19 protein-coding genes are annotated in these 25,623 nt (G+C 61.5%); 7 read left to right on the top strand and 12 right to left on the bottom strand.

What is annotated here, in order from left to right; translation table 11 throughout:
• Window positions 1-127: 127 nt before the first annotated feature.
• The 4 genes from IPJ76_05440 to IPJ76_05425 all read right to left on the bottom strand — a co-directional run bounded on the left by IPJ76_05440 (window position 128) and on the right by IPJ76_05425 (window position 6,514).
• Entirely contained in the window at window positions 128-2,719 is a 2,592-nt protein-coding gene (locus tag IPJ76_05440) for a hypothetical protein (protein ID QQR87670.1), read from the bottom strand.
• 64 nt (window positions 2,720-2,783) lie between these two features.
• Entirely contained in the window at window positions 2,784-4,445 is a 1,662-nt protein-coding gene (gene ftcD, locus IPJ76_05435; GenBank protein QQR87669.1) for a glutamate formimidoyltransferase, read from the bottom strand.
• 25 nt (window positions 4,446-4,470) lie between these two features.
• Window positions 4,471-5,250 carry a CPBP family intramembrane metalloprotease gene (locus IPJ76_05430; GenBank protein ID QQR87668.1) on the bottom strand — a complete coding sequence of 260 codons (780 nt, stop codon included), beginning with the start codon at window positions 5,248-5,250 and terminating at the stop codon, window positions 4,471-4,473.
• On the bottom strand, window positions 5,213-6,514 hold the full coding sequence (locus tag IPJ76_05425) for an imidazolonepropionase (GenBank protein ID QQR87667.1): 1,302 nt from the start codon (window positions 6,512-6,514) through the stop codon (window positions 5,213-5,215). The genes IPJ76_05430 and IPJ76_05425 overlap by 38 nt, the downstream gene beginning before the upstream one ends.
• A 60-nt stretch (window positions 6,515-6,574) precedes the next feature.
• On the opposite strand from IPJ76_05425, the gene IPJ76_05420 reads away from it, so the two are divergent.
• The 7 genes from IPJ76_05420 (at window position 6,575) to IPJ76_05390 (ending at window position 17,342) form a co-directional block, all read left to right on the top strand.
• Window positions 6,575-7,054, top strand: coding sequence for a hypothetical protein (locus IPJ76_05420; GenBank protein QQR87666.1), 480 nt, complete (start codon window positions 6,575-6,577; stop codon window positions 7,052-7,054).
• Between the two features lie 39 nt (window positions 7,055-7,093).
• Complete coding sequence (locus IPJ76_05415) at window positions 7,094-7,291, top strand: hypothetical protein (GenBank protein ID QQR87665.1); 198 nt, start codon at window positions 7,094-7,096, stop codon at window positions 7,289-7,291.
• Window positions 7,292-7,359: 68 nt separating this feature from the next.
• The gene (gene aroC, locus IPJ76_05410) at window positions 7,360-8,394 is read left to right on the top strand and encodes a chorismate synthase (GenBank protein ID QQR87664.1); all 1,035 of its coding nucleotides are present in this window, start codon (window positions 7,360-7,362) and stop codon (window positions 8,392-8,394) included.
• Between the two features lie 203 nt (window positions 8,395-8,597).
• Window positions 8,598-11,453, top strand: a complete 2,856-nt coding sequence (locus IPJ76_05405) for an AsmA family protein (protein QQR87663.1) — start codon at window positions 8,598-8,600, stop codon at window positions 11,451-11,453.
• A gap of 9 nt (window positions 11,454-11,462) precedes the next feature.
• Window positions 11,463-13,523 (top strand): PD40 domain-containing protein, encoded by a 2,061-nt coding sequence (locus tag IPJ76_05400; GenBank protein ID QQR87662.1) that lies wholly within the window; start codon window positions 11,463-11,465, stop codon window positions 13,521-13,523.
• Window positions 13,524-13,612: 89 nt separating this feature from the next.
• The gene (locus IPJ76_05395; GenBank protein ID QQR87661.1) at window positions 13,613-15,709 is read left to right on the top strand and encodes a hypothetical protein; all 2,097 of its coding nucleotides are present in this window, start codon (window positions 13,613-13,615) and stop codon (window positions 15,707-15,709) included.
• A 10-nt stretch (window positions 15,710-15,719) separates the two neighbouring features.
• Window positions 15,720-17,342 (top strand): hypothetical protein, encoded by a 1,623-nt coding sequence (locus IPJ76_05390; GenBank protein ID QQR87660.1) that lies wholly within the window; start codon window positions 15,720-15,722, stop codon window positions 17,340-17,342.
• Here IPJ76_05390 and IPJ76_05385 read toward each other — a convergent pair.
• The 8 genes from IPJ76_05385 to mutL all read right to left on the bottom strand — a co-directional run bounded on the left by IPJ76_05385 (window position 17,339) and on the right by mutL (window position 25,490).
• Window positions 17,339-18,088 (bottom strand): TerC family protein, encoded by a 750-nt coding sequence (locus IPJ76_05385; GenBank protein QQR87659.1) that lies wholly within the window; start codon window positions 18,086-18,088, stop codon window positions 17,339-17,341. The genes IPJ76_05390 and IPJ76_05385 overlap by 4 nt on opposite strands.
• Before the next feature lie 143 nt (window positions 18,089-18,231).
• Complete coding sequence (locus tag IPJ76_05380; GenBank protein ID QQR87658.1) at window positions 18,232-19,683, bottom strand: T9SS type A sorting domain-containing protein; 1,452 nt, start codon at window positions 19,681-19,683, stop codon at window positions 18,232-18,234.
• 11 nt (window positions 19,684-19,694) lie between these two features.
• Window positions 19,695-20,102, bottom strand: coding sequence for a hypothetical protein (locus IPJ76_05375; GenBank protein QQR87657.1), 408 nt, complete (start codon window positions 20,100-20,102; stop codon window positions 19,695-19,697).
• Between the two features lie 147 nt (window positions 20,103-20,249).
• A complete protein-coding gene (locus tag IPJ76_05370) occupies window positions 20,250-21,773 on the bottom strand; it encodes a glycosyltransferase family 39 protein (GenBank protein ID QQR87656.1) in 1,524 nt (507 codons plus the stop codon).
• A 22-nt stretch (window positions 21,774-21,795) separates the two neighbouring features.
• Window positions 21,796-22,059, bottom strand: coding sequence for a hypothetical protein (locus IPJ76_05365; GenBank protein QQR87655.1), 264 nt, complete (start codon window positions 22,057-22,059; stop codon window positions 21,796-21,798).
• 3 nt (window positions 22,060-22,062) lie between these two features.
• Complete coding sequence (locus IPJ76_05360) at window positions 22,063-22,761, bottom strand: TIGR02117 family protein (GenBank protein QQR87654.1); 699 nt, start codon at window positions 22,759-22,761, stop codon at window positions 22,063-22,065.
• A 9-nt stretch (window positions 22,762-22,770) separates the two neighbouring features.
• Window positions 22,771-23,559 carry a rhomboid family intramembrane serine protease gene (locus IPJ76_05355; GenBank protein ID QQR88399.1) on the bottom strand — a complete coding sequence of 263 codons (789 nt, stop codon included), beginning with the start codon at window positions 23,557-23,559 and terminating at the stop codon, window positions 22,771-22,773.
• Entirely contained in the window at window positions 23,559-25,490 is a 1,932-nt protein-coding gene (gene mutL, locus IPJ76_05350; protein ID QQR87653.1) for a DNA mismatch repair endonuclease MutL, read from the bottom strand. The genes IPJ76_05355 and mutL overlap by 1 nt, the downstream gene beginning before the upstream one ends.
• Window positions 25,491-25,623: the final 133 nt, after the last annotated feature.

Raw genomic sequence — 25,623 nt, 5'->3', positions numbered from 1 at the left:
CCCACCCCGTAACCTATCCCAACCCGCCCCGTTGAAGCACTCAGGTTTTGGTCAGGGAACTGATCGTTAGGGCAAAGCGAGGGTCGCCGGTATCTCCGGCGGCCCTTCGCTGCTTTTGGCGGTTGCGCTAGGGCAGTTGCGCGTTGCGCACCGCCGTGGGCACGTTGCCCGGCAGGTTCAGCAGGATGGGGTCGCGATCGTTGTTCGCCCCGGCGTACTTCAACAGCCCGTCCATGTTCACATCCTCGGCAAAATGGCCGGGCACCACGTTCAGCGGTGTGTTGCCGCCCACGCCCACCAGAATCGGGTCGCGGTCGTTGCTCGCCCCGGCATATTTCAACTGTCCGTTGAAGGTCACATCCCCCGCCCAGAGCACTGCGTGCGGGCCGATGATCCTGCGAGCGTCCGTTCCGTAGGTCGCGACGCCCGGGTCGGTGAAGTCCACCATGGTCGGCGCTCCCGAGAGCGCTGGTGCGGTGAAGGTCATTGCGCCCAGGTGGTTGCGATGGCGGACGGCCACATGGTAGTTGCCGGGCGGCAGAGTGAAACGCACCGGCGATGTGCCGTCCATGTCCACCACATCGCCATCGCGCTGCAGCCACACATGGCGCGTGGCGCGCACGATCGTTGGGTTCGCGGCATCGCGCAGTTCCACGACCACACGATCGACGATCGCATCGGTGCCGGTGTTCGCCGGGACTTGCGTCGGCATGCCGGTGTAGGTGCCGCCGGGGTTGGGGTAGCCGTTCGCGCCGTATGGATCCAGTGCGGTCAGGAGTCCTTGCGCATGCAAGCTGTCGTGCATCACGCCCGCAAGCGCACCGAACGGACCTTCCAGGAATGCGCGTGGCGATACGCTGATGATCTCCGGGATGTATTCCCACAAGTCGTTGCTCCGTTCGGCGTTGTTGAGGAAGGGCGTAATGGTGTCCGGCTCGAGCCGCCCACCGAAGAGGTAACCCTTGTCGCCAATGCCGAAGCCGACCCCGTTGTAGCGGTAGCCGCCACCGCAAAAGGTCATTTGCGTCCAGGTGTTGGTGGGTGCGTCGTACGCGTGGAAGTGCCTGCTCAACGTGGGTCCGCCCACCAAGCCACCACCTACGTAGGCGCGGTTGCCGATGGTGAAGCACATGCCGTTCTGGTTGCCGTTACCGTTGAACGGATAGGCAGCCACGGCCGTCCACGAGTCGGCCACGGGGTCGTAACGGTAGGTGGTGCCGATCGTGGTGCTTGAACCGGAGAAGTTGCCCGCGCAGATGTACCCTTTGTTGCCGATGGCGAATCCGGTGGAACTGCGCCGTGCCAGCGGGATGTCGGCCCGTTGCGTCCAGGTGTTCGTCAGCGGATCGTAGCAATAGAACGTGCTGGTGCGCGTTCCGCCGATCACGCCGCCGCCCACATAGCCCTTGCCCTCCATGGCGAAGCTGGATGCCGCGCTGCGGGCGCCGCCGGGCATGTCGGCCCGTGGGCTCCAGGCATTGGCCACCGGATCGTAGGCGAAGAAGTTGTTGGCAGCGGCGGCCGTCACCACGTACCCGATGCCATCGATGCTGAATCCCTCATCGGCTTGAACAGCCGGGATGTTGGCACGAGCGGTCCAGGCTTGTGTTGCCGGATCGTACATCCAGAAGTCGGTGAGGTTGCCGTTCTGTCCACTGCCACCACCCACGTATCCCTTGTCGCCAATGGTGAAGGCAATGGGGAGTTCGCGCGCGGCTGCCTGCATGAAGGGCCGTTGGGTCCACGCATTGGGCAACGGCGAGGTGGCGGGCCCGAAGCGCCAGAGGTCACCGAGGATGGTGTTCGAGTTGCGCTTGCCACCCAGCACATAAGCACTGTTGCCGATCACGCAGGTCAAGGCATCCGTTCGACCACCTGATGCCCACATGCTGGGCGCGTTTGCCCATGTGTTGCTCACGGGGTCGTACGTGAAGAACGCCTGCGCATCGCTGCCACCGCTTGTGCCGGTGCCCACATGCCCCAGCCCGTTGAGCGCGAAAGCACAACGGCCGTTCAGCGCGGTGCCCGGGTACGGGGCGCGTGTGGCCCATGCGTTCGCAACGGGGTCGTACTCCCAGAGGGCATTGCTCCCGTTGGGCATCACGTAGCCCTTCCCGTTCAGGACGAAGGAGAGGCCCTTGTTGAGGTTGGTCGGCATGTCGGCGCGTGATGTCCATGTATCCGCAACCGCGTCGAAGACCCAGAGGTCGTTCTCCGGGAGCGTTGTGCCGAGCGCTGTGTCCACATCGAGGCCGCCGCCCATGTACACCAGGTTGCCGATGGTAAAAGCCACCGCATCGAGGCGTGGCCCACCGGCGAAGTGCGAGCCCGAGGTGAACTGACCGGCAACATGGTCGTACCGCTGGATGAAGCTGGTCACGTAGCTGGGATCGAAGGGTCCGCCCACCTGGACATTGCCGGTGCCCACATAGCCATAGCCGTTCACGCTGAAGGCAACGCATTGCGACCGCCCAGCGGTTTGTGCACCGGACCACGAGGCCGTGTTCGTGGCCGGGTCATAGATTTCCCAGCTACCGTCGATCTGGTCCAAGTCATCCGTACCGAAGCCGTAGTAGAACTTGCCTGCGGCCTCGAACCCCACCATGCCGCTGGCATTCGGCGGTGTGCTCGGGTATGTCGGGTTCATGCAATACCACTGTTGTGCGCACAGCAGGTTGGGAAGGACAAGAGCGAGCGGAACGAAGAGCGTGGAGCGCATGGGAACGTGAACGTAAGGGATCACACCCAACGTGACGGTGGAAATGCCGTTGGGCTGCCCGGGCTCAGACTTTCCCCAGCACAACGGCCATTACCGCTGCCTCTTCCTCTTCGGCCTTCTTTTTCCACGCTTCGGCTTTGGCCAGCACGTCCTTCTTCCAGGCTTCGTCGTCGAGTCCTGCGCAGTTGATGCGCACGTTGAGGTAGGCACCGAGCGCACCGGCCCGCGCGCAGAGGGCACCCACACCGGCGTCGCTCACGCTGGCCTTCAGGCCGCTATCGGCCATGGCTTTGGCAACGGTCATGCACTCCACGCACAGCTCCAGCGTGCGCAGCGGCGTAAGGATGGCACCCTTGGTGGCCTCTCGGATGGCGGCTTTGCGGGCTTCCACTTGTTCAGGCGAGCCCTTCGGAAGTTGCATCGCCGCTATGATGGCGTCGAACGCACGCGTGTCCTCGTCCACTAGGGCGATGAGTTGTTGGCGCAGCGCTTCGCCTTTTACCGCCCACTGGCTGAATTCTTCCCAACGCTCGTCCCAGCCGCGTTTGTGCGCGCTGAGGTTGGCCACCATGGTACCCAGCGCGGCACCGAGCGCACCGCAGTAGGCCGCAACGCTGCCACCGCCCGGGGCGGGGCTTTCGGCGGCCGTTTCCTCGCTGAAGCGCTTGAGGTCCATGCGAACCAGGCGTTCGTCCTTGGTGTCGGCGAGCAGGTATTCGATCACGCGTTTCTCCGGGTCGAACGGCGCCAGGTCGTCGAGGCCCATCGACTTCACCGCGATCTTGATCTTCTCGCGCTCGCTGATGCCGAGGCTGCGCTGTTGGCGTGCGAGGTAGAAGTCGGCCGCATCGAGCAGGGCCTTCTTCGGCACCAGGCCCACCAGCTCGCTGCCTGTGACACGGATGCCGCGCTCCTGTGCGCTCTTGCAAGCCTCATCGAAAGCGATGTGCATGGGCGCGATGTCGATGTCGGTGAGGTTGAGCGAGAGCTGTGCGATGCCGTACTCCTCAATGAACCAGCCGATGCCTTTCACGCTCTTCAGCTTGCCGGGCACCTGCTGCTCGCTGCCATCGGCCTGCTTCACCTTGCGACCTGCCTCGCGTATGTCGAAGGCGATGGCGTTGGCGCGGCGCGTGCTCGTGGTGTTAAGGTTCACGTTGTAGGCCACCAGCAACTTGCGGGCACCCACGGCAATGGCGCCACTGCGCGCCACGCTCTCGTTGAACTCGGCCGGACCGAAGTCAGGTTTCCACGCGGGGTCCATCAGCTTCTTCGGAAGTCCTTCGTACTCGCCTGCGCGGTTGTTGGCCAGGTTGCGGCGTTTCTCCTCGCTGGCCGCGAACTCGTAGTTGTATACCGGTATGCCGAGCTCCTTGCCGATGCGTTCGCCGAGCTTCTTCGCGTAGGGCACCACCTCCTCCATGCTGATGCCGCTGATGGGCACCAAGGGGCACACATCGGTGGCGCCGAAGCGCGGGTGCTCGCCCGTGTGGTTGCGCATGTCGATGAGCTCCTGCGCTTTCTTCACCAAGCGGAAGGCGGCTTCGCAAACCGGCCCGGGCGCGCCCACGAACGTGATGACGGTGCGGTTGGTGGCTTTGCCGGGATCGACATCCAGCACGCGCACACCGTCCACACTGGCGGCTGCGGCAACGATGGCGTCGATCTTCTGGCGGTCGCGGCCCTCGCTGATGTTGGGCACGCATTCGATGATGGGAGCGGTCATGGAGGTGAGGAGTTGAACGTGCCGGTCAGGCACTCGCGATGAAGAGGGCACTGCTGTTCACCAGTATGTGGATGAGCAGGCCCGGCCAAAGACTGTTGGTCTCGCTGCGCACATAGCCCAGCAGCACGGCCAGGGGGAACACTTGTGTGAACATGATGGCCAGCGAGTACTGCATGTGCAGCACGGTGAACACACCGCTGACGATGGCGATGGCCACATGCTTGTCCAGGAGGTAGCGCAGGCTTCCGTAGAACAGACCACGGAACGCCAGTTCCTCGAAGAGCGGGCCGATGATGCCCATGCACAGGATGAACAGGAACGGTTTGGTGACGGTGCCGACGACTTCCGCCGTGAAGGGGTCCTGCAACACCTCGAACTGCGAAACCACGAGCTCAATAACCAGCGCGAACGCGAGGAAGATCCCCATCCATTTCAGCGCTGTCTTGAGCGGTGGGGTGCGCAACGCAAGGAAGGAGCGCCATTGCTTCTTCTTCCACAGCGCCACGAACAGCAGGATGGTCAATGTGCCGATGGTGCCACCCCAGCCGACGGACCAGGAGACCACATCGCCGTGGTGCTGCAAGGCCTCGATCACGTCTTCCAGCGGGGCCTCGGCTTTGGCCGCTTCCACGTGCGGGTGCGTGGAGAAGCCCCAGAGCAAGCCCATCTGTTGCACCATGAAGGCGCTGAAGAACAAGCCCAGCCCCATCATCATCTCCAGTCCCGGCGGGCGGAACGGATGGCTGGGCAGCCCCTTGTCGTTGGGTTCAGGCCACTGCTTCTCCGGCCCGGATGATCCTTCCATCAATGACGACGGTGTCGATGTTGTCGCTGCCGAAATAGTAGGGCAGCGCGGCCGGCGAATGTAGCGGCGTGGTAACGATGAAGCTGGCGCGCTTGCCGATGCTCAAGCTGCCCACCTCGTGCGACAGGTCCATGGCCGCTGCGGCGTTGAGCGTGGCGGCGTTGATGGCTTCCTCCGGCAGCATCTTCAGCTGTGTGCAGGCCAGCGACAGCACCAGGTTCATATTGCCATTAGGGGTGCTGCCGGGGTTGAAGTCGCTAGCCAAGGCCACGGCGCAACCTTGCTGCATGAGGCGGCGGGCTGGAGCGTAATGGATCCCGAGGAAGAAGGAGCAGCCGGGGAGGAGTGTGGGCAATGGCGAGTTTGACCTCACCCCCGGCCCCTCTCCGGTGGAGAGGGGAGAGAGAGACTTGATATCCCCATCGTTCATGACTTCCAAGTGATCAACACTTAGGCAGTCGTGCTCCACGGCGGCTTCGATGGCGCCGATGGAAGTGAACTGGTTGACGTGCACTTTGCCGCGAAGGCCATGCTTGGCTCCGGCTTCCAGCACGCGCACCATCTCCGGCACGGTGAAGTAGTTCGTTTCGCAGAACACATCCACGAAATCGGCGAGTCCTTCCCGGGCCGCGGCGGGGATGAGCTCGTTCACCACCATGTCCAGGTAAGCTGAGCGGTGCTCCTTGAATTCGGTGGGCAATGCGTGCGCGCCGAGCAACGTGGCTTTCACCTGCAGGGGCAGCGCCTCCTTCAGCCGCTTCACCACGCGCAGCATCTTCAGTTCGGCTTCCAACGAAAGGCCGTAACCGCTTTTGATCTCGATGGCCACCGTGCCGAGCCGCATGAGTTCTTCCACGCGTGCCTTGGCTGCGACAAAGAGGTCATCCTCGCTGGCCTCCCGCAGTTTGCGCGCGCTGTTCAGGATGCCGCCGCCTTTGGCCGCGATCTCCTGATAGGTGAGCCCGCGCAGACGGTCCACCCATTCCTCCTCGCGCGTTGCGGCGAACACGGCGTGCGTGTGCGGATCGCACCAGCCCGGCAACACGAAACGCCCCGTTGCATCGATGACCTCCAGGCCGTTCCAATCGGTGATGCCGGGCCAGGTGTCCATGGAGCCGAGCGCCGTGATGCGGCCGTTCTCCGCCAGCAGCCAGCCGTCCTCGATGCGCGGCAGCGTGGCCATGTCGCCGCCGTGAACACGCAGTGCTCCGGCAGGGTGGGTGCCGAGCAGGGCCTTGGCGTTCTTGATGAGCAGGCGCGACATGTCCGTTGCAAGGATAGCGGTCGCGCCGCCATACTTTCGGGCAACCAACCCCACACCCTCATGCGTGCCCTGTTATGGTTCCTGTGCATCGCCCTGGTCACTTCGGCCCAAGCCCAGAAGAAGCGCGAGATCATCCCACGCGACAGCATCACACACAAGTACGCGTACACCAAGGCGAGCGATACGCTCTCGTTCAGCAAGGAAGAGCTGCGGACCAAGCTGGAGAAGTGGATCAAACAGAATTACAACGCCCAGGAAAGCCAGTACGTGAAGCTCGGCGTGGACGGCGACACGTACACCATCCACGACCGTGAGGCGTTGCCCGGCAAACAGCGCAAGTTCGTGGAGTACAACCTGACGGTGGACCTGAAGGAGAAGCGCTACCGCTACAAGCTCACCGATCTGGAGTACGTGGCCGTGGGCAAGTACCCGCTGGAGGACAAGCTCGCCACCGACGAACGCGAGGACTTCGAGAAGATGCACGCCATCCTCACCGGCGTGATCAAGAGCCTGGATGCGGCCATGACCAGCGAGTGGTAGTTGCGTCGTGCTGAACTTCGCGGCCTCACCCAGGGGACAATGAACGCGAGCACGGAGAAGAAGAAGTCGTTGAACTTGCCCATGCTGATCATCGCGGTCATCATCGGAGGTGGATTGCTGGACCAGTTCCACGCCGATGAACTACGCTTCGAGAAGCCGGCGTTGGCCATCGTGTACATGGTCGGCTTGGCCATCGCTGTTTACGTACTGGTGTCCGGTTTCCGCAAGGGACGATAACGTTCTCCGGTGAGCATTGGTGGCCGTGCCCGATGGTACAAGTGCCGCCTTTCAACCACCTTCGCCGCATGCCCGGCAACACCTTCGGCCAGATCTTCCGGTTGACCACCTTCGGCGAGAGCCACGGCGCTGCCATTGGTGGTGTGCTCGATGGTTGTCCTGCGGGATTGCCAGTGGATATGGCAGCCGTGCAGCTGGAACTCGACCGAAGGCGCCCCGGCAGCACGCCATTGGGCACTGCGCGCAATGAGGCGGACCAAGTGGAGTTCCTGAGCGGTCTGTTCGATGGCCGGACCCTTGGCACGCCCATCGGCTTCTTGATCCGCAATGCCGATGCCCGCAGCAGCGACTACGATGCTCTGAAAGACGTTTACCGGCCTGGGCACGCCGACAAGACCTGGGAGGAGAAGTACGGCTTGCGCGACCATCGTGGCGGCGGGCGTAGCAGTGCACGCACCACGGCTGCTTGTGTTGTCGGCGGGGCCATTGCCCGCCAACTCTTGGTGCGTGAAGGCGTGATCGTGCAGGCTTATGTCAGCCAGGTGGGCAACGTGATCATGGATAAGCGCCCGGCCGATCCGAGCGCAACCTGGCAGAGTGATGTTCGCTGCCCCGAGCCCGTCGCTTCAGGTTTGATGGCCAAGGTCATCGAGATGGTGCGCGCCGAGGGCGACAGCATCGGTGGCGTGGTCTCGTGCGTGGTGCGTGGTCTGCCCGTTGGCCTGGGGGAGCCCGTATTCGACAAGCTCGACGCCGACCTGGCCAAGGCCATGCTGTCCATCAACGCCACGAAAGGTTTTCAGATCGGCAACGGCTTCAGGGCGGCTGCCATGCGGGGAAGCACGCACAACCAGCAGTCGCAAGGCGGTCTGGCGGGCGGCATCAGCGATGGCGATGAGCTCCACTTCGATGTGGCCTTCAAACCCCCCGCCACCATTTCCAAGGCCCAAGCCGCGGTGAACAGTGCCGGCGAAGCCGTGACCCTGGAAGCCAAGGGCCGTCACGACCCGTGCGTGGTGCCGCGTGCCGTGCCCCTCGTGGAAGCCATGACCTGTCTCGTCCTCGCCGATCATTTGCTGCGGCAACGTGCGGCAAGGGTCTGATCGGACGTTGTTCGGCATGCGTCTTGGCTGCACCGCGATCCACCCCGTACTTGTTCACCTTTTCGACGAGCGCACCATCAAGCCGCTGAAGGCGTTTTCACCTTTGCCTTCTCGACTGCGCTCGAAGTGACAAAGAACCTCGGACCGGATCACCCCCTCACCAAACCACCTTCGCACCCTTTCACCTTTCCACCTTCCCATCCATGAAGTGGCTCAAACGCATCGGTCTCACGCTCCTCATCCTCTTCGTGCTGCTCATCGCGGCGGCCATCATCATCCCCATCGCCTTCAAGGACAAGATCGAAGCGCGCGTGAAGGAGGAAGTGAACAAGAACCTGAACGCCACCGTGGATTGGGGCGAATGGGACATCACGTTGTTGAGCAGCTTCCCCAACCTGAACGTGACCGTGGCCAACGTCAAGGTGTGCAACAACGCACCCTTCGAGGGCATTTGCCTGGCCGACATCGGATCGCTTGAGACCACTGTTGGGCTCATGAGCCTCTTCGGCGATCGTATCGAGATCAAAAAGATCGGGCTGGTGCGGCCCAACATCCACGTGAAGGTGCTGGAAGACGGCAAAGCGAACTGGGACATTGCCAAGGTGGACAGTTCAGCTGCTGCAGAACCTGCCGATACCGGGGCCACGGCCTTCAACATCGCCTTGCAGGAGTATTGGATCACCGACGGACGCCTGATCTACGATGATGCGAGCCTGCCGTACACCATGGAACTGCTCGGGCTCGACCACAACGGTAATGGCGACTTCACGCAAGATCTCTTCGTGCTGAACACCACCACGCACAGCGATACGGTGAACGTGTTGTTCGACGGGGTGAAGTACTTGCGCAACGTGAAGCTCGACATGAAGGCGGATCTGGAGATGGACATGCCGCAGAGCAAGTACACCTTCAAGGAGAACGAAGTGACCATCAATCAGCTCGTGCTCGGCTTCGACGGCTGGCTGAGCATGCCTGGCGACGACATGGTGATGGACCTGAAGTGGAACACGAAGAAGAACGACCTGGCCACGTTGCTTTCGTTGGTGCCGGCCGAATTCGCAAGCAACCTGGACGGAGTTGACATGACCGGCAAGGCGGCGTTCGACGGCTTCGTGAAGGGCACCTTCAACGACAACACCATGCCCGGCTTCGGCGTGAACATCGGGGTGGAGAACGGACGCTTCAAATACCCCAGCTTGCCGGAGAGCGTGGACGACATCCAGGTGATGTGCGCCATCATCAGCCCCGAGGGAAAGGACCTTGACGGCATGACGATCGACCTGAGCCGCTTCGCCATGCGCATGGCCGGCAACCCGGTCAACGCGCGCATGTTCCTGAAGACCCCCATCAGCGACCCCGATGTGGACGCCGACCTGAAAGCGAACGTGGACCTGACCAGCGTGAAGAAGGTGGTGCCCATGGAAAAGGGCGAGGACCTGAAGGGCAGTCTTGTGGCCGATGTGCAATTGAAGGGGCGGATGAGCGCCATCGAGGAAGAGCAGTACGACAAGTTCAACGCGGCCGGCACGCTCAAGCTCATGGGCATGGAGTACAAAGCGGACAGCATGCCGACGGTCGGCATCACGGGCCTGTACTTCACGTTCAGTCCGAAGTTCCTGTCACTGGACGGGTTCGACGGCACAATCGGTGCAAGCGATGTGAAAGCGCAAGGCCGCTTCGACAACTACCTGGAGTGGTTGCTGAAGGACAGCACCATCGTCGGTGCCTTCACCATGACGAGCAACAAGCTTGATCTGAACGAGTTCATGAGCGACGAGGAAGCGGTTGCATCCTCCCCCACCGGGGGAGGCCAGGAGGGGGTCAGCACGGATACGTCAAGCATGTCCATCATCGAAGTCCCCAAGAACATCGATTTCAAACTGGGCCTAGCGGCCAAGCAAGTGCTCTTCGATGACATGACCCTCGACAACGCAAAGGGCAACCTGCACGTGCACGACAGCCGGGTGGATCTGCGCGATGTCTTCTTCAACGCGCTCGGCGGTGGCATCGGCATGAGCGGTTCGTACGTCACCACCGATCCGAAGAAGCCCACCTTCGACCTCACCTACGACGTGAACGACGTGGACATCGAGCAGACGGTGAAGTACGTGGAGACCGTGGAGATGGTGGCGCCAATCGTGAAGACGTGCACAGGCAAGTTCAGCACCGACCTGCGCATGACCGGCGTACTGGGCCCCGACATGATGCCGGTGATGGAGAGCCTCACGGGCGATGGCAAACTGCGAACGAAGACCGTGGCGATCGAAGGCTTCCAGCCGTTGGTGGACCTGGCCCGTGCGTTGAAACTGACGAAGCTCGAGAACACCGTCATCGACAACCTCGACTTCAGCTATCACTTCAAGGACGGGAAGATGATCACCGACAAGTTCCCGGTTAAGCTGGACAAGATCCAAGCGAAGGTGGGCGGAAGCACGGCGTTCGCCGATCAGAGCATCGACTACAACATGGACGCCAAGGTGCCCACCGAGATGTTCGGCGCGCAAGCGGCTCAAGCGGTCGGCGGATTGCTCGGCCAATTGAACAGTGCCATCGGCTCCAACGTGCAGGTGCCCAAAGAGCTCGATATGACCTGCAAGATCACAGGCACGGTGATGAAGCCCGTGGTGAAGCCCGTCTTCGCCGGTGGCAGCACCAACCTGAAGGAGACGGTGGTGACGGAGATCAAGAACACCGTGAACGAGGAGATCGGCAAGGCGAAGGAAGAAGCCATCGCAAAAGCACGTGAAGAAGCCGCCAAGCTGGTGGCCGAGGCACAGAAACAAGCCGACGCATTGAAGGCCCAGGCACGAACGGAAGCCGCCAAGGTGAAGTCCGACGCCTACAAAGCCGCCGATGCCGAGCTGGCGAAAGTCACGAACCCCTTGGCCAAGGTGGCCGCGAAACTTGCGGCGGACGCCGCCAAGAAGGAAGCCGACAAACAGGAGCAGAAGTACCTGGCCGAGGCCGACAAAAAAGCCGATGGCCTGGTGGTTGCAGCGCAGAAGCAGGGCGACGCCATCATCAAGAAAGCCGAGGAAACGAACACGACGGTGAAATAGGAGGCAGGAATGGGAAAGAGAGGAATCGAGAGGATGGGCTGCAGCATTCTCAAGGTCGTGATGGCGGTGCTTGTTGTGCTTGGGGGCAATCGCGCACTGGCGCAAGAAGACCAAGGCGGCGCCACCGACCCTTGCGCCAAGCCCACCGACAAGAAGATCGTGAAACTGTTGGAGGATGCCGCCAAGGCCAAGGACGGTGGCGAGCGCCACGCGAAGTTGAAAGCCACGCAAGAGGTGGATCCCAACTGCGCAGAATGCTTGTTCCAGCTCGGGATCAGCGCGTACAAGCGTGCCAAGGAGAGCAACGTCAGTTACGAGGCGAGCCTGAAGTACTTCGAGCAACTGAAGGCAAAGTGCCCGGAGTACCATGCCGATGTGGACTACTACATGGGCAGCATCCACTACGGCAACGGTGAGTACGCCAAGGCGAAGAAGAGCTTCGATGCCTTCATACGGTTCCCGAGCGATGATCAGAGCAAGTTCAGCAAGGACCAGGACAAGAAGTACAAGGACGTTGAAGAGGTGATGCCCGAACTCGAGTTCCTCGCCGACTTCAACCGCAACACCACCGCAGGTCCGGCGAAAGTGGTGGCCGGTGTTTCAACGGCCAACGACGAGTACCTGCCGAACCTCTCGCCGGACAACGAGCTCATCTTCTTCACCCGGGTGCGCAGTGTGCAGGCCAAGGGCGACTTCGTTGCGCGGAAGGTCGAGGAGCTGACCTGGAGCAAGCGGGGTGATACGAAGAGCAGCTTCGATGCGGGTGCCGCGCTGCCCGAGCCCTTCAACACGGGGGACGGTTACGGTGGTGTGACGATCAGCGTGAACAACAAGGAAATGTTCGTCACGGTGTGCGGCCCGCCTGATGTGAAGGGCTACCGCAACTGCGACATTTTCCGCAGCCACTACGACACCAAGTTCAACCTCGATGCAGGTGGCATACAATGGGAGTGGAGCGAGCTGGAGGACCTCGGTGAAGGCGTGAACACCGATGGTTGGGAAAGCCAACCGAGCCTGACCTCCGACGGCAACACGCTCTACTTCGCACGCATGCCCAAGGACGGGAGCAAAGGGATGGACATCTACAGCTGCACGCGCGACAAAGCCGGGAAGTGGGGCACGGCCGTGGCGCTGCCGGCGCCCATCAACACCGATAGTGCGGACAAGGCACCCTTCATGCACAGCGACAGCCGAACGCTCTATTTCGCGAGCAAGGGCCATCGAGGTGCAGGCGGTTACGACATCTTCTTCAGCAAACTGAACGACGACGGAAGTTGGACGAAACCGAAGAACCTGGGAGCACCGATCAACACCCCGGAGGATGAGCACGGCCTCATCGTGAGCGCCGATGGCAAGCTCGCCTACTTCGCCAGCAATCGCCACAAGGGCATGGGCGGCCTCGATGTCTTCACCTTCGACATGCCGCAGGATGCCCGACCCGATGACATCCTGGTGGTGAAGGGCGACATCAAGGACGAGAGCGGCAAACCCGTGAAGGACGCCACCGTGGAGATCAAGTACCTCGACACCCGCAAGACCGAGGTGCTGCGCGTGGATGAAGCCGATGGCAAGTACGCGGCCGTGGTGCGCTTGAAAGCCGGTGCCGATGTGGTGGTGACGGTGAAGAAGCCCGACCACGTGTTCGACAGCCGTGCTTTCAGTGCCAGTGATACGACGCGGGGCGGCGTGGCCGAGGTGGACATGACCGTACAGAAGATCGAAGTGGGCAAGAGCTACCGGGTGAACGACATCAATTACGCCACCAATAGTGCCGTGATCGAGAAAGCCAGCGAGTTCGTGCTGGATGAGCTGACGACTTTCCTGAAGGAGAACCCATCGGTGCGCATCGAGATCCAAGGGCATACGGACAACGTGGGCGGCATGGGCGACAACATGGCGCTCAGTCAAGACCGGGCTTTCACCGTGAAGAGCTACCTCGAGAGCAGGGGCATCAGCGGAGCACGGCTTTCAGCCAAGGGCTATGGCCCCACCCAGCCCGTGGCCGACAACGGAACCGAGGCCGGTCGCGCGCAGAACCGGCGCACGGCCTTCGTCATCACGGGCCGCTGATCCGCCGCGACCGGACCCGCGTATATGGGGATGGCTCGTTGATCGCCCTTGGTGCAGCCGGTAGATTCGCGTTCCCTAACCCATCCCTCATGTCACGCTTTGTATTACCACTGCTTGCGACCTTGTTCGCTGCGCCATCCGTGGCACAGATCGCCCACGGGGGCCAGCCCTACAATTGGGGCGGAGCGGGAGGTCACCAGAACGCTTTGCCCAAACTGGAGCTTCCGGGGCTGGACCGCCAGACGCTGATCGCGCAGGAACAGCAGAACGGAACAGAGGTCAGGTACGGCGTGCAGCGCTTCGCCATGGTCGATGTATTGGCGCAGGGCCAATGGGATGCTTTGCCTGACGATCGTCAGCGCTGCCGCCTGGCGGTGTACAGTCCGGGTGCGGTGATGTTGAGCGTTCAGTTCGATCAGTTCGACCTCGCGCCCGGCGCGTTCGTTTACCTCTACAACAAGGACCGCAGCTTTTTCATCGGGGGGTTCACCGAAGCGAACGAGCAGCCGTACGGAGGCTTGGCGACTTCCGTAGTGCCCGGTGATTCCATCATCATAGAAGTGCAGGTGCCCGCCAATGCCACGGCGCCGCAGGCCCTGAGCATCGCCAGCATCACCCACGGCTACCGCGACATCTTCAACTTCGGCGAGCAGGGCCTGTTGCGCGACTACGACCCCGGTTACCAGAGCAGCCCTTGTCACAACAACACCATCTGCCCGGTCGCCAGTAACTATCAGGTTGAAAAGCGCGCAGTGGCCATGTTCCTGAGGCCCGATGGTGCTGGTTGCAGCGGCACGTTGATGAACAACACCCTTCAGAACGGCACACCGTACTTCTACTTTGCCAACCACTGCTACGTGCCCACCGTGAACCAGTGGGTGTTCTACTTCAACTACGAAAGCCCCACCTGCGTGGGCAGCACCGGACCCACCACCACCAACATCAGTGGATCCACGTTGCGGGCCAATGAGTACTTCGATGACTTCGGCCTGGTGGAACTGAGCAGTGCACCACCGGCCAACTACAACCCCTACTACGCCGGCTGGGACCGCACGGGCACACAGCCCACGCAGGGCACAGCAATACTGCATCCATTGTACGACGTGAAGAAGATCACCTTCGACAATAACGCCCCCACGAGCTACACGAGCCTGATCCCTACGCCGGCATGGAAGTGCTTCTGGGAAAGCGGGATGATCGAAGCCGTGGGCAGTGGAGCGCCCTTGTTCGATCAGAACAAGCGCGTGGTGGGGAACCTGCACGAAGTGGCCGATCCGTTCCCACCGACATGCGCCCTAGCGACCACGCAGTACAGCGGCTTCGCGAAGTTGAGCGCGGCCTGGGACGGCACAGCGGCGAGCACGCGTCTTCGCGATTGGCTCGACCCGTCGAATTCGGTGAACACGCTCAATGGCTACGATCCGTTCGCCGTGGCACCGTTGGTGAGGGTGCGCTTGAAGGCGTTCCTGGAAGGACCCTACAACAGTGTCGCAGGCACGATGAACGACGCATTGCGCACTGGCGGTTTCGTTCCATTGACGGAGCCGTACACCGCATTGGGCTATGTGCATACCAATGGCGGCGGTGGTGAAACGGTGCAGCAAGCGGTGCTGAACATCACCGGCAACAGCGCGGTGGTGGACTGGGTGGTGGTGGAATTGCGCAACAAGAACAACAGCGCGCAGATCGTTGCCAGCAAGAGCGCGCTCTTGCTGCGCAACGGCAATGTGGTGTCCACCGACGGCACCAGCGATGTGCAGTTCAGCTTGCCCGCCGACGATTATTACATCGCGCTGCGCCACCGCAACCACCTCGGTATCATGACCCAAAGCCCACAGGCCCTGACATCCACCGCATCGCTGAAGGACCTGTCCAATGCCAGCGTGAACCTGAACGGTGGTTTCGCGGCAGCCGTCTCCACCATCAGTGGTGTCAACTGCCTTTGGATGGGCGATGCTGTTCGCGATAGCCAGCTCAAGTACACCGGCGGCACGAACGACCGCGATCCCATCCTGACGCGTGTGGGCGGTACGGTGCCCACGGCCACGGTGAACGGTTATTACACCGAGGACTGCACGATGGACGGCCAGGTAAAGTACACCGGCACGGCCAACGATCGCGATCCGATCCTGACGAACGTTGGCGGCTCGGTGCCGACCGCCACGCGCAACGCACAGATCCCCTGAGCGGCGGACCATGCTGAACCGTGCGTTGGTCCTTGCGGCGGCTTGGTTGGGCGTGCTCGTGGCCCGGACGCAGTGCATCGATCCGTGGTGCAATCCCGGTGGGGTGCTGCAGGAGTCCGAGGGCACAACGCTGCTGGCCTCCTACTTCAGCGACATCCACGACCAGAACATCCAGTACAAGATCTACCTGCCGCACGATTACGCGAACGAGCCCGGTCGGTACTACCCGCTCGTCCTTTTGCTACCGGGCTACGGCAGCACGGAGGTGTACACGGACTACTTCGTGCAGTTCGTGGCGCGCATGGCCAACGGCACCTTCCCGCGCAGTGTGCTGGTGGTGTTGAACCCGGTCGGCAATGCGTTCTGGCACGATGCCTCGCAGAGCACGGGCACCGGCACGCAAGTGCAGGGCTACAGCACGGTGGTGAACGAATTGATCCCGCATTTGGAAACGGCATACAGGGTCGGTACGCAGAAAGCGAACCGCGCCATAGTCGGGTTCAGCATGGGCGGCTATGGTGCGATGAACCTGGCGTTGCGCAGCAACTTGTTCTCCAGTGCTACTTCGTTCGACGGCGCCATCCGCGTGATCGGCAATGAAAGCCCGCAGTTCAAGTTCTCGTGCTACAATGACGTGCCGCAGACCACCGCGCACAACCTGTTCACGGTGTTGCCGCAGTTCACCGCGCATGCACAACAGACCTACTTGCACCTTTTGGTGAGCACCAATGGCAACGCCGACCAGGCGCAGTTGCACAACCAGCTCACGGGGATCGGCGCGGCGCACCGTTTCGAGGACATCAGCGGCACGCCGCACGCATGGGCCGAATTCTTCGCCGCTCGAACGGACAGCATCTTCGATGGCATCACGGACCATCTGGTCGTGCCTTCACCGGCCGGTTTGACGCTTCCATTGCGTGTGCTCTTGCAAGGACCGTTGGATACGGCGACCATGACCATGCATGCCGATCTGGCCGGTGATTCCCTGCTTCCGTTGTCCGAGCCGTACAGCGCCCTTGGGTTGTCACCTACAGTGGCTCCCATTGCTGTGTTGCCGGAAGTGATGTACGCCACCGGCGACGAAGCGATCACCGATTGGGTGCTGGTCGAACTGCGCGACCCGGATGACAGTGCCGTCGTGCTGGCCTCGCAATGCGCGTTGTTGCAGCGTGACGGCACTGTGCTCGCCGTAGATGCTGCTTCAACATTGGGTTTTGCCATGCCTGCCGGATCGTACTACGTGGCCGTGCGGCATCGCAACCATTTGGGCATCATGACCGGTGCCCCTGTTCAGCTTTCCTCCGCCTCAGCGCTGCTGGACCTGTCGCAGCCCACGGTGCCCCTGTTCGGTACGGAACCCGCCGCGATCATCAACGGCCGCCAGTGCCTATGGAGCGGCGATGTGGACCACGACGGCACGCTGAAGTACACCGGTACCGGCAACGACCGCGACATCATCCTTTCCACCATCGGTGGCACCTTGCCCAGCAATGTCCAGGCGGGCTACCTCAACGCCGACATCAACCTGGACGGCGTGGTGAAGTACACGGGTGCAGCGAACGACCGCGACCCCATCCTGGTCAATGTGGGTGGCAACCTGCCCACGGCGGTGCGCCAAGCGCAGTTGCCCTAGTCCTCCTGGTCCGGCAGGTTCTTGTTGCGGTCGGCGTTCTTGCGCATGCGCAGGTTCAAGCCTTCCACGAGCAGGCTGAAGCCCATGGCCGCGTACACGTAGTTCTTGTTGATGTGCGTGCCCATGCCCTCGATGACAAGCACGATGCCCACCATGGCCAGGAACACCAACGCCAGCACCTTCACGCTGGCGTGCTTGTTCACGAACTCGGCGATGGGCTTGCTGGCGAACATCATGATCAGCACGGCCGTCACCACGGCGATGACCATGATGGGGATCTGGTTGCTCATGCCCAACGCGGTGATCACGCTGTCCAGGCTCAGCACGATGTCGATCCACACGATCTGGGCGATGATCCAGAAGAAGGACGCGGCTTTCACATGGTGCTCGTCCTCGTCCTTGAGCTCCACCAGTTTGAAGACTTCCGCAGAGCTCTTGTAGATGAGATAGAGGCCACCGAGCAGGAGCACGAGATCGCGGCCGCTCACGGGGTGGCCGCCCAACGTGAACAGGGTGTTCTTCAAGCTCATCACCCAGCTCAAGGACAGCAATAGCGCCACGCGGGTGAACATGGCCAGCGCCAATCCGGTAATGCGGGCCTTGTCGCGCTGGTGCGGCGGTAGTTCGCCGCTCAGCAGGCTGATGAATATGATGTTGTCGATGCCGAGAACGATCTCCAGCACGGTGAGCGTGAGGAGCGCGATGATGCCGTCGGCGGTGAGCAGGACGGAGAGGTCGAAGTCCATTTGTTGCGGGCGCAAAGAACGGGGTCAGCCCGTTATGGCCGAAGAAACCGTGCACTTGACACGCAATGGTCTATCACCCCACGGTGAGAATGGAAGAAGCCCGGACGTTTGACCGGGCTTCTTCCATGTCGGAAGGACGTGGCTCATTCGGTCTTCACGAAACGAGCGCTACCGATGGTGCCACCCTTGGTGTCCAGCACGCGGGCCACATACACACCGGCACCGGTGCCGGACATGTCAACCCGTGCTTGAGGGCTGCCATTGGGCCATGGGGCTCGCCGAACGATTTGGCCATTGGCGCCGATCACTTGTAGTTGTGCACTGCCCGTTGGCGCAGGATCAAATTGCACTGTCATGTTATTCGCGCTGTTCATCCATGCATGCGCAGTCCCATACAATTGCTGGTCAGGTTCAATTCCCACCTCCGGCGGGTATGTCCAGAACGACCAAGGGATGTAGAAAACGCCCGGGTCTTGATTGCCCAAGTAGGTGTTGCTTGTGTCGGGTGCGCAAGCCGGACAAATCGAATCGGGGTAGTTGATGCGCCAAGTGTGGAACTGATAGAAGGGATGCGATTGGCTGGTGGCGTGGATCCGCCCATCGCGCCCAAGAGCCATCTCAAATCCCTCGTCGCTGACCCCTTGGAACGGGTGTTCGATCCCCACCGAACTGTTCACTATGGTCAGGCTGTCGCCGCTGGAAAGGTCGATCTGATGCAGGGCGTGGGTGCTTGTACCGGGCATGGTAGAGATGAAGAGTTTGCTCCCATTGGACGAAAACTCCAGGTCGAGGATCCGCCCCCAGTCCAAAACTTCAAAAACGGCAGTCTCGGAAACCGCCCCAATGTTGTGATCGAGATTGAAAAGGTGCACCCGACTGAAGTTCGACGGATTGATCTGGCTCCTCCATGCAATGGCCAACCTGGAGTTCCCGGGATCGACGCCCCAGTGGCTCTCATGCCAAGCACCGTCATTCATGATGAAGGCTGTTTGCATTGACTGGGGCTGGGGAACGAGGCCGACTTGTCCGTTCACCTCGAAGACTAGGAACTCGTCGCTTTCCCATTCATGTGCGATGAGCCAATGGCGATTACCACCGGGTGAACTGATTGCTTTCACTTCAAAGGAAGCACTGTCCGCTAGTACAGTCCCGACCGGTCCGACCAGATCGCCGAAGCCTCCGTTCAACGATAGGTCGAAGGTGGAATACACGATCTTCCCCGTCACGGTCGGGCCGTCCTGGTAATGGAAGAGATAGAACAGATCCGGGTCTCCCGGATGAGGGAGCAACGCAGTCAACCAAGTGCCGGTCCATTCCCCGCTTCTCGGAACCGCGTTGCCCAGCCCGTCATAGATCCCGCAGGCGTGTACCGAGAACAAGCGTGTGCCATCATGCGGATCGCTGACGATGCAGCCATCCCAGCATAGGAGTGGTTCGGTTGCCGGGTTCGCGGTCGGTGTTGCCGTGGAATCGAATTGAAGTCCAACCCCGAACCCTAAATACCAGTTGTCCCAATAACGCAGTGCACCTGATTGTGCGGTGAGTGCCAATGCTGAGCCTACCGCCCATACCATCAGCAACGCTTTCCGGAGCATGTTCCTTATGGTCAATCGGTACCGATCCGCAGCCAACCATTGTCCATGCAGAAACCGTTCGTCGAAATGTGATCGAAATCGTAGCAATACAGGTCCGGAGCGCAAGTGGTCCAACTACAACCACCTGTATACGCACCACAGGCATTCCAGTAGGTTGAGAATGAGTTCCATGCCGTGCAATACACCCTTACGCCACGGATATGCGCTACGTTCAGCGGCATCGTGTACGTGATCGTGCCCGTTGGGACATTCCCGTACACCTGTGTTGGACCAATTAGCCCATTGGTGCCCCATGTTTCGATGTACAATCGATAGAGCGGTATCCCGCCGCTGTTCTCGTGCCCGAACGTGTAGGTGAGACCCGGAGGTGGAGCCGCTGGAGCGAAGCTCAGCTGCACTGCACTGGCTAAGACGACCACGGTCAGTATAGTACTAGAGGAGATGAAGAACTTCCGCCTACCGCTTAAGCGATATGGCGTTTGGCGTTTGCATGGTGATGTTGTTTGCTGCCAAGGTAGTGGCGCAGCGCAACCTATCCAAAACATGCCATTGGAAACTATTCCGGGTTACGGCCGTGGCTCCACTTGCAGCCGGTACACGGTGATGGTCTCGTTGCGATTGATCGGGTTCAGCCAGTGCACAATACGGTCCACCAGTCCGGGCCCGGCTTCGGCGACGAAAGTCAACGAGCCCAGTTGGCGTTCCACGGCCATGCGGCGCTGGGCCAGGTCTTCCTTCCCGACGAAACACACGGCGTTGGGTCGGCGCGCGGGTTCGGCGGCCATCAATGCGGCGCGTTGGTCCATGGCCGGGTCGCTGAAGTACAGCAGCCCGGGCTTGTAAGCGCCCAGGTAGAAGAGCGGTGCTTGCGGAGGTTCCTTCTCGAAGGTATCCTCGATGATCACGCCGGTGATGCCGGGTACATCCCGCAGCGCATACATCGCCTCGCAGCGGCTGCGCTTGCTGTACGTGAAGAGCAGACCGATGAGCAACACGGAGTTGAAGGCCCACGTCCACCGCAGGATGTTCCGCCACCAACCGTCGCGTTCGCGCCACCAGTTGCTGCTGAGCCGCCAGCGCTCCCATGCGCAGAAACCGAGCACGAAGAACAGTGGCAGCACTGTGGTGATGAAGCGCTCCTGCTTGTTCGGGTGCCAGCAATGAAAGGCGATGAAGAAGGTCACCGGCAGCCACAGCAGGAGGTGCCTGCGCCAGTCCTTCAGGAACCCGAAAAAGACGAACACGCTCAGGGGCGGAATGAAAACACCGGCGAGCCAAGGCAGGTAGAACCACCACGGCTGGTCGAAGTAGGTGGTGGCATTGGCCATGTTGTAGAACACGTACTCTCCGATCTCCGCGAACGGCCGTCCCCAGATGAAGTAGTCGATGCTGCCTTGCAGCACAAGCAGCGGAACGAACACCCCAATGCCGTATGCCAATGCTTGTCGCCAACGACCAAAGAGCAGGACGATCCCCGGTGCCGCTGCGAACACGATCGTCTGGAAGCGGATGTTCACGGCAAGCCCGATCCACAGCCCGGCCACCAGCGCTTGTTGCAGCGTTGGGCCTCGTTCATCCTTCACCAACGGCCATGCGCCGAGCATTAGGAAGGGGATGCACACCACCTCGAACAGGTTCCGCACGGCGAGGAACGGCATGAAGAAGAACAGCGCGAGGAAAAGGCCGCACTGCCAGGCTGTGCGCTCATCCGCGATGCGCAGGGCGATGCGATAGCCCGTACGCACCACCACCAAACTGAGCAGTGCGTGCAGCAAACGCACCACGACCATCATGGCTTTGGGGTCGGTCAACCCCACGGCGTCGAGCGCGCTGAAAAGCAGGTAGTGCGCACCGACGTACACGAAGCTGTGGCCGCTCGGACGTGGTTCACCATGCTGGTTCCACGGCAGCCAGTCGTTGTAGTCGTAACCCTTCACCCAACTGTCGGCCGCTTCGATCACCAGGAAGTGGTCGTCGTGCGCGAAGTAGCCCTGGCTGAACAACGCCGCCAGCAGGCGTGGCACAAGGGCAATGAGGGTGAGCGCGGCCATCGGCCGTTCACGCATCCAGTTCAGTAGCTGTTGTCGCATGGGAGCGCTCCAAAGGTGTGCGCTAAGGCTTCTTCCGTTTTCGGGCCAGCAGCACATAGACGAACACAAGCAAGGGGGCCGCCGAGGCCAGGACCAGCTTCCACACTTGGGGCAAAGACAGGACCAGCCAACCTGCTGCGATGATCGCCCCGATGAACAGTAGCGCCTTATGGATGTTGCTCCGCTTGTGGTAGTCAAGGAAGATCAGCAGCAGGCATCCGAACATGACCACGAGCAGAATGCCGGAGAACAATGCAGCACCCCATGAAGATCCTTTGCTGTCCATCGTTCAATGATATTGCCTCAACACCCCACCGGCCGTGGCCGTCCACAGCGCTGCGGGCAAGCCGCATTCCTTCAGTGTGCTGTTCGTCCAGGTGTTGCACGTGTGGAAGAGGCCGTAGCGCCCGGTGCCCTCGTAGAACGCATCGTGCTCGCCGTAGTAGCGTTCCGCGATCCACTGTGGTGCATCGTCACTGTTCTTTACAAAGCCAGCCTCGATGCGCTGCACGAGCAGATGAAGCGTGCTATCATTCACCACCACTGCACGGCAGTCCTCGCCAACGTCAGGTGCGTTCTGGTAGGTGACGTGCAATGCGGAGCCGCTTAGGCCGAAAGCCGCTTTGACTGCCGTGCTGGCCTTCAGGTCGGCCCACTCCTTCGTTTCCAGGTAAAAGCCCTTGTCGCCCCAGCCGATGCCGATGTGCGTGAAGGTGCTGTCGCCGCTGCTGGTGTTGGCGAACGGGAACGTGCGCGACCAGTCCTTCGTTTCCGTGCGCACGGGCAGCACGATGTCGGTGTGCACACCGTTGCTGTGCAGGTAGATGGTGTGGCCGGTGGGCGGCGCAGTGTAGTCGGTGTTGCTGCCAACTAGTGGTAGTAGTACCATGGCCAGTCCGTAGAGCGCTGCAAAAGCGAGGAGCGTCAACAGCAGCAGGGCCAACCACCTGATCAGGCGACGGACCGGGGAGCGTTTGACCTCGGGCATGGCGCACCGCTACAGGATCACACGCTTCTTCCAGTGCAGGATGAGGAAGATGCCCACGAGCATGCCGCCCAGGTGCGCGAAGTGCGCAACACCATCGTTCGCCCCGCTGAAACCTCGGAAGAACTCCATGCCCCCATAGATCAGCACCACGAATTTTGCGGGCAGCGGTAAGAAGAGGCCGGGCGTAAAAATGATCTCGTTCGGGAACATCATCCCGAAGGCGAGCAGGATTCCGAAGATGGCCCCGCTGGCACCGAGCATGACACTTTCATAGGTCCAGAACAGGTTCTCGGCAGCCGAGCGTGAATCCTCTACGCGCATGGCTTCGGCCAGTTCCTCTTCCGCCGCTACGATGTCCTCGTGTGCGATCAGGTTCGCGTCCACCACATCCTCGATGCTGACCCCGTAGGTGGCAGCGCTTTGCTCGGCGGCCCGCACATCGCTCCACCCCACCGCTAGGTGCAGGGCCGCGGCGCCCAAGCCGCAGACCATGTAGTAGAAGATGAAGCGCTTGGCCCCCCAGAGGAATTCCAAAGAGCTGCCGAACATGAAAAGGCCGAACATGTTGCTGAGGATATGGCCCCAGCTTCCGTGCATGAACATGTGCGTGATGATCTGCCACGGCCGGAAATGCGGGCTTCCCGGCCAATGCAAGGCCAGCAGGTGGTCCAGCTTGTGGGTTCCCAGATCGTCAGTGCCCAACACCATCCGCAACAGGAAGAACAGCCCGTTGATGATGAGCAGGTTCTTCACTACCGGCGGCACACCGAGCTGGAAGGGGGATCCGTAGGCGCGCATCATCGCTCGAAACGTTCGTTGAGTTCGTCGAGGCTGAAAGGAACGATCACTGGCTTACCACCGGGTGAGCGATAGGGTTGCTCGCAGGCGAAGAGCCGATCGATGAGGTCGTGCATCTCCGTGGTGGTGAGCGTGCGCACCTGTCGTTGCGCAACACCGAAGGCCATGCTACGGGCCAGTGCGTGGTGGCGCTCGTTGCGCAGGGTGCCGCGTTCGTGCTTCACTTGCTCCAACAGTGAGCCGAGCAGCGCGGCGGGATCTTCGTCGGCGGCTTCGGCGGGCATACCGTTCACGGCTACGGTGCTACCGCTCATGGGCTCCAGGTCGAAGCCGAGCGCGCGCAGGTCGGGCAGGATATCGCTGAGCAGCACATGGTCCGCCGGTGACAGTTCCACGGTGGCTGGGAAGAGCTGTTGCTGGCTCATGCCTGCGCCTTCCGTGAGCGACTTCAACGCACGTTCGTAATGGATGCGCTCGTGCGCGCGCTGCTGGTCCACTACAATGAAGCCACTGCGAGTTTGGGCGAGGATGTACTTGCCGTGCAACTGCGTCACGGGCCGCTCGTTGTTCGGCACATCGTCCAGCGCCCGGCTTGGCAATGTGATCGGCGCGTGGCCGACTTCCGTCGCTTCCGTGGCACTTTCCGTTCCCTCGTCATCCCGACGAGTCTTCGAGGAGGGATCCCGCCCAATGCCCGGCTCTGCATGGTCCTTATTCCGCCCGTTATCAACCGGCCTCCTCACCACTCCGTCCTCCGTCCCCGACAAGTCGAACAGCTGCTGCCAGCCGTCCACGCGGGTGTGGCGGCCGAGGTCCGTGCTGCGCCATGCCGCGCTCTGCACCGTAACGCTGCGCTGGCTCGTTTGCGCCATGATGTCGATGGCGGGCTCGTGGTCGAAATCGAGCGAGGGGCCCATGTTGTTCTTGCCCAGCCCGCGGCGCACGGCCGCGTTCACGATCGCGTACACGGTGCGGTCGTCGCGGAACTTGATCTCCGTCTTGGTGGGATGGATGTTGATGTCGATGTGGGCCGGATCGAGCTCCAAAAAGACCCAGCAGCCCGGATAGTGGTCCTTGGGAAGCAGTGCATCGTAGGCGGTGCGCACGGCGTGGTCCAGGTAGTTGCTGCGGATGAAACGGCGGTTGACGAAGAAGAACTGTTCGCCGCGCGTGCGTTTCGCGTGCTCCGGCTTTCCGGTGAAGCCCATCACGCTCACGAAGTCGGTGTGCTCCTCCACGGGCACCAAGCGCTCGTCGTACTTGCGGCCGAAGAGGTGCGCGATGCGCAGGCGCAGTCCAGCGCTCGAAACGCCCGGCTGGTCGTGCGCGGGCAGGTGGAACATCTCCTGGTCGTTGTGCACCAAGGTGAAGGCCAGGTCGGGGTGGGCCAGGGCCACGCGCTGGAACTCGTCCACGATGTGCTTCAGCTCCACCGCATCGCTCTTCAGGAACTGCCGGCGTGCGGGCACGTTGAAGAAGAGGCTGCGCACACTGAGCGAGGTGCCGACTGGTGCGGCGATCGGTTCCTGGCTGCGGATGCGGCTCCCTTCGATGACGATGCGTGTGCCGAGCTCATCGTTGGTCCGCCGTGTCTTGAGTTCCACTTGGGCCACGGCCGCGATGCTGGCCAGCGCTTCGCCACGGAAGCCTTTCGTCCGCAGGGCAAAGAGGTCGTCGGCCTTGCTGATCTTGCTGGTGGCGTGCCGCTCGAAGCTGAGCCGGGCGTCGGTGGGGCTCATGCCCATGCCGTTGTCGCTCACCTGGATCAGCGTTCGCCCGGCATCCTTCACAACCAGCGCGACGGAGGTTGCCACGGCATCCACGCTGTTCTCCAACAGCTCCTTCACCACGCTGGCCGGGCGTTGCACCACTTCGCCCGCTGCGATCTGGTTGGCCACGTGGTCGGGCAGCAGGCGTATGATGTCGCTCATGGTATCCCGCCGAAGCTCGTGCGAAGGCGGATGGAAGGTCGACGAAAGTAGGGGCGGAGGGGGGCATGGAAGGCCACCAGGAAGGGGCGCTCTTCCCGTGCCGGGGCGTTCGGCTGTCGTTCAGAACCTTGTT

Source organism: Flavobacteriales bacterium (assembly GCA_016699575.1).
Classification (GTDB): domain Bacteria; phylum Bacteroidota; class Bacteroidia; order Flavobacteriales_F; family PHOS-HE28; genus PHOS-HE28.
Note: the sequence above shows the minus strand (reverse complement) of the source record. Positions and strands in the feature narration are given on the sequence as shown.

What these genes read in the sequence shown, in the direction of transcription:
- IPJ76_05440 (QQR87670.1), bottom strand. Translation starts at nt 2,719, where the DNA reads ATGCGCTCCACGCTCTTCGTTCCGCTCGCTCTTGTCCTTCCCAACCTG.
- ftcD (QQR87669.1), bottom strand. Translation starts at nt 4,445, where the DNA reads ATGACCGCTCCCATCATCGAATGCGTGCCCAACATCAGCGAGGGCCGC.
- IPJ76_05430 (QQR87668.1), bottom strand. Translation starts at nt 5,250, where the DNA reads ATGGAAGGATCATCCGGGCCGGAGAAGCAGTGGCCTGAACCCAACGAC.
- IPJ76_05425 (QQR87667.1), bottom strand. Translation starts at nt 6,514, where the DNA reads ATGTCGCGCCTGCTCATCAAGAACGCCAAGGCCCTGCTCGGCACCCAC.
- IPJ76_05420 (QQR87666.1), top strand. Translation starts at nt 6,575, where the DNA reads ATGCGTGCCCTGTTATGGTTCCTGTGCATCGCCCTGGTCACTTCGGCC.
- IPJ76_05415 (QQR87665.1), top strand. Translation starts at nt 7,094, where the DNA reads ATGAACGCGAGCACGGAGAAGAAGAAGTCGTTGAACTTGCCCATGCTG.
- aroC (QQR87664.1), top strand. Translation starts at nt 7,360, where the DNA reads ATGCCCGGCAACACCTTCGGCCAGATCTTCCGGTTGACCACCTTCGGC.
- IPJ76_05405 (QQR87663.1), top strand. Translation starts at nt 8,598, where the DNA reads ATGAAGTGGCTCAAACGCATCGGTCTCACGCTCCTCATCCTCTTCGTG.
- IPJ76_05400 (QQR87662.1), top strand. Translation starts at nt 11,463, where the DNA reads ATGGGAAAGAGAGGAATCGAGAGGATGGGCTGCAGCATTCTCAAGGTC.
- IPJ76_05395 (QQR87661.1), top strand. Translation starts at nt 13,613, where the DNA reads ATGTCACGCTTTGTATTACCACTGCTTGCGACCTTGTTCGCTGCGCCA.
- IPJ76_05390 (QQR87660.1), top strand. Translation starts at nt 15,720, where the DNA reads ATGCTGAACCGTGCGTTGGTCCTTGCGGCGGCTTGGTTGGGCGTGCTC.
- IPJ76_05385 (QQR87659.1), bottom strand. Translation starts at nt 18,088, where the DNA reads ATGGACTTCGACCTCTCCGTCCTGCTCACCGCCGACGGCATCATCGCG.
- IPJ76_05380 (QQR87658.1), bottom strand. Translation starts at nt 19,683, where the DNA reads ATGCTCCGGAAAGCGTTGCTGATGGTATGGGCGGTAGGCTCAGCATTG.
- IPJ76_05370 (QQR87656.1), bottom strand. Translation starts at nt 21,773, where the DNA reads ATGCGACAACAGCTACTGAACTGGATGCGTGAACGGCCGATGGCCGCG.
- IPJ76_05365 (QQR87655.1), bottom strand. Translation starts at nt 22,059, where the DNA reads ATGGACAGCAAAGGATCTTCATGGGGTGCTGCATTGTTCTCCGGCATT.
- IPJ76_05360 (QQR87654.1), bottom strand. Translation starts at nt 22,761, where the DNA reads ATGCCCGAGGTCAAACGCTCCCCGGTCCGTCGCCTGATCAGGTGGTTG.
- IPJ76_05355 (QQR88399.1), bottom strand. Translation starts at nt 23,559, where the DNA reads ATGCGCGCCTACGGATCCCCCTTCCAGCTCGGTGTGCCGCCGGTAGTG.
- mutL (QQR87653.1), bottom strand. Translation starts at nt 25,490, where the DNA reads ATGAGCGACATCATACGCCTGCTGCCCGACCACGTGGCCAACCAGATC.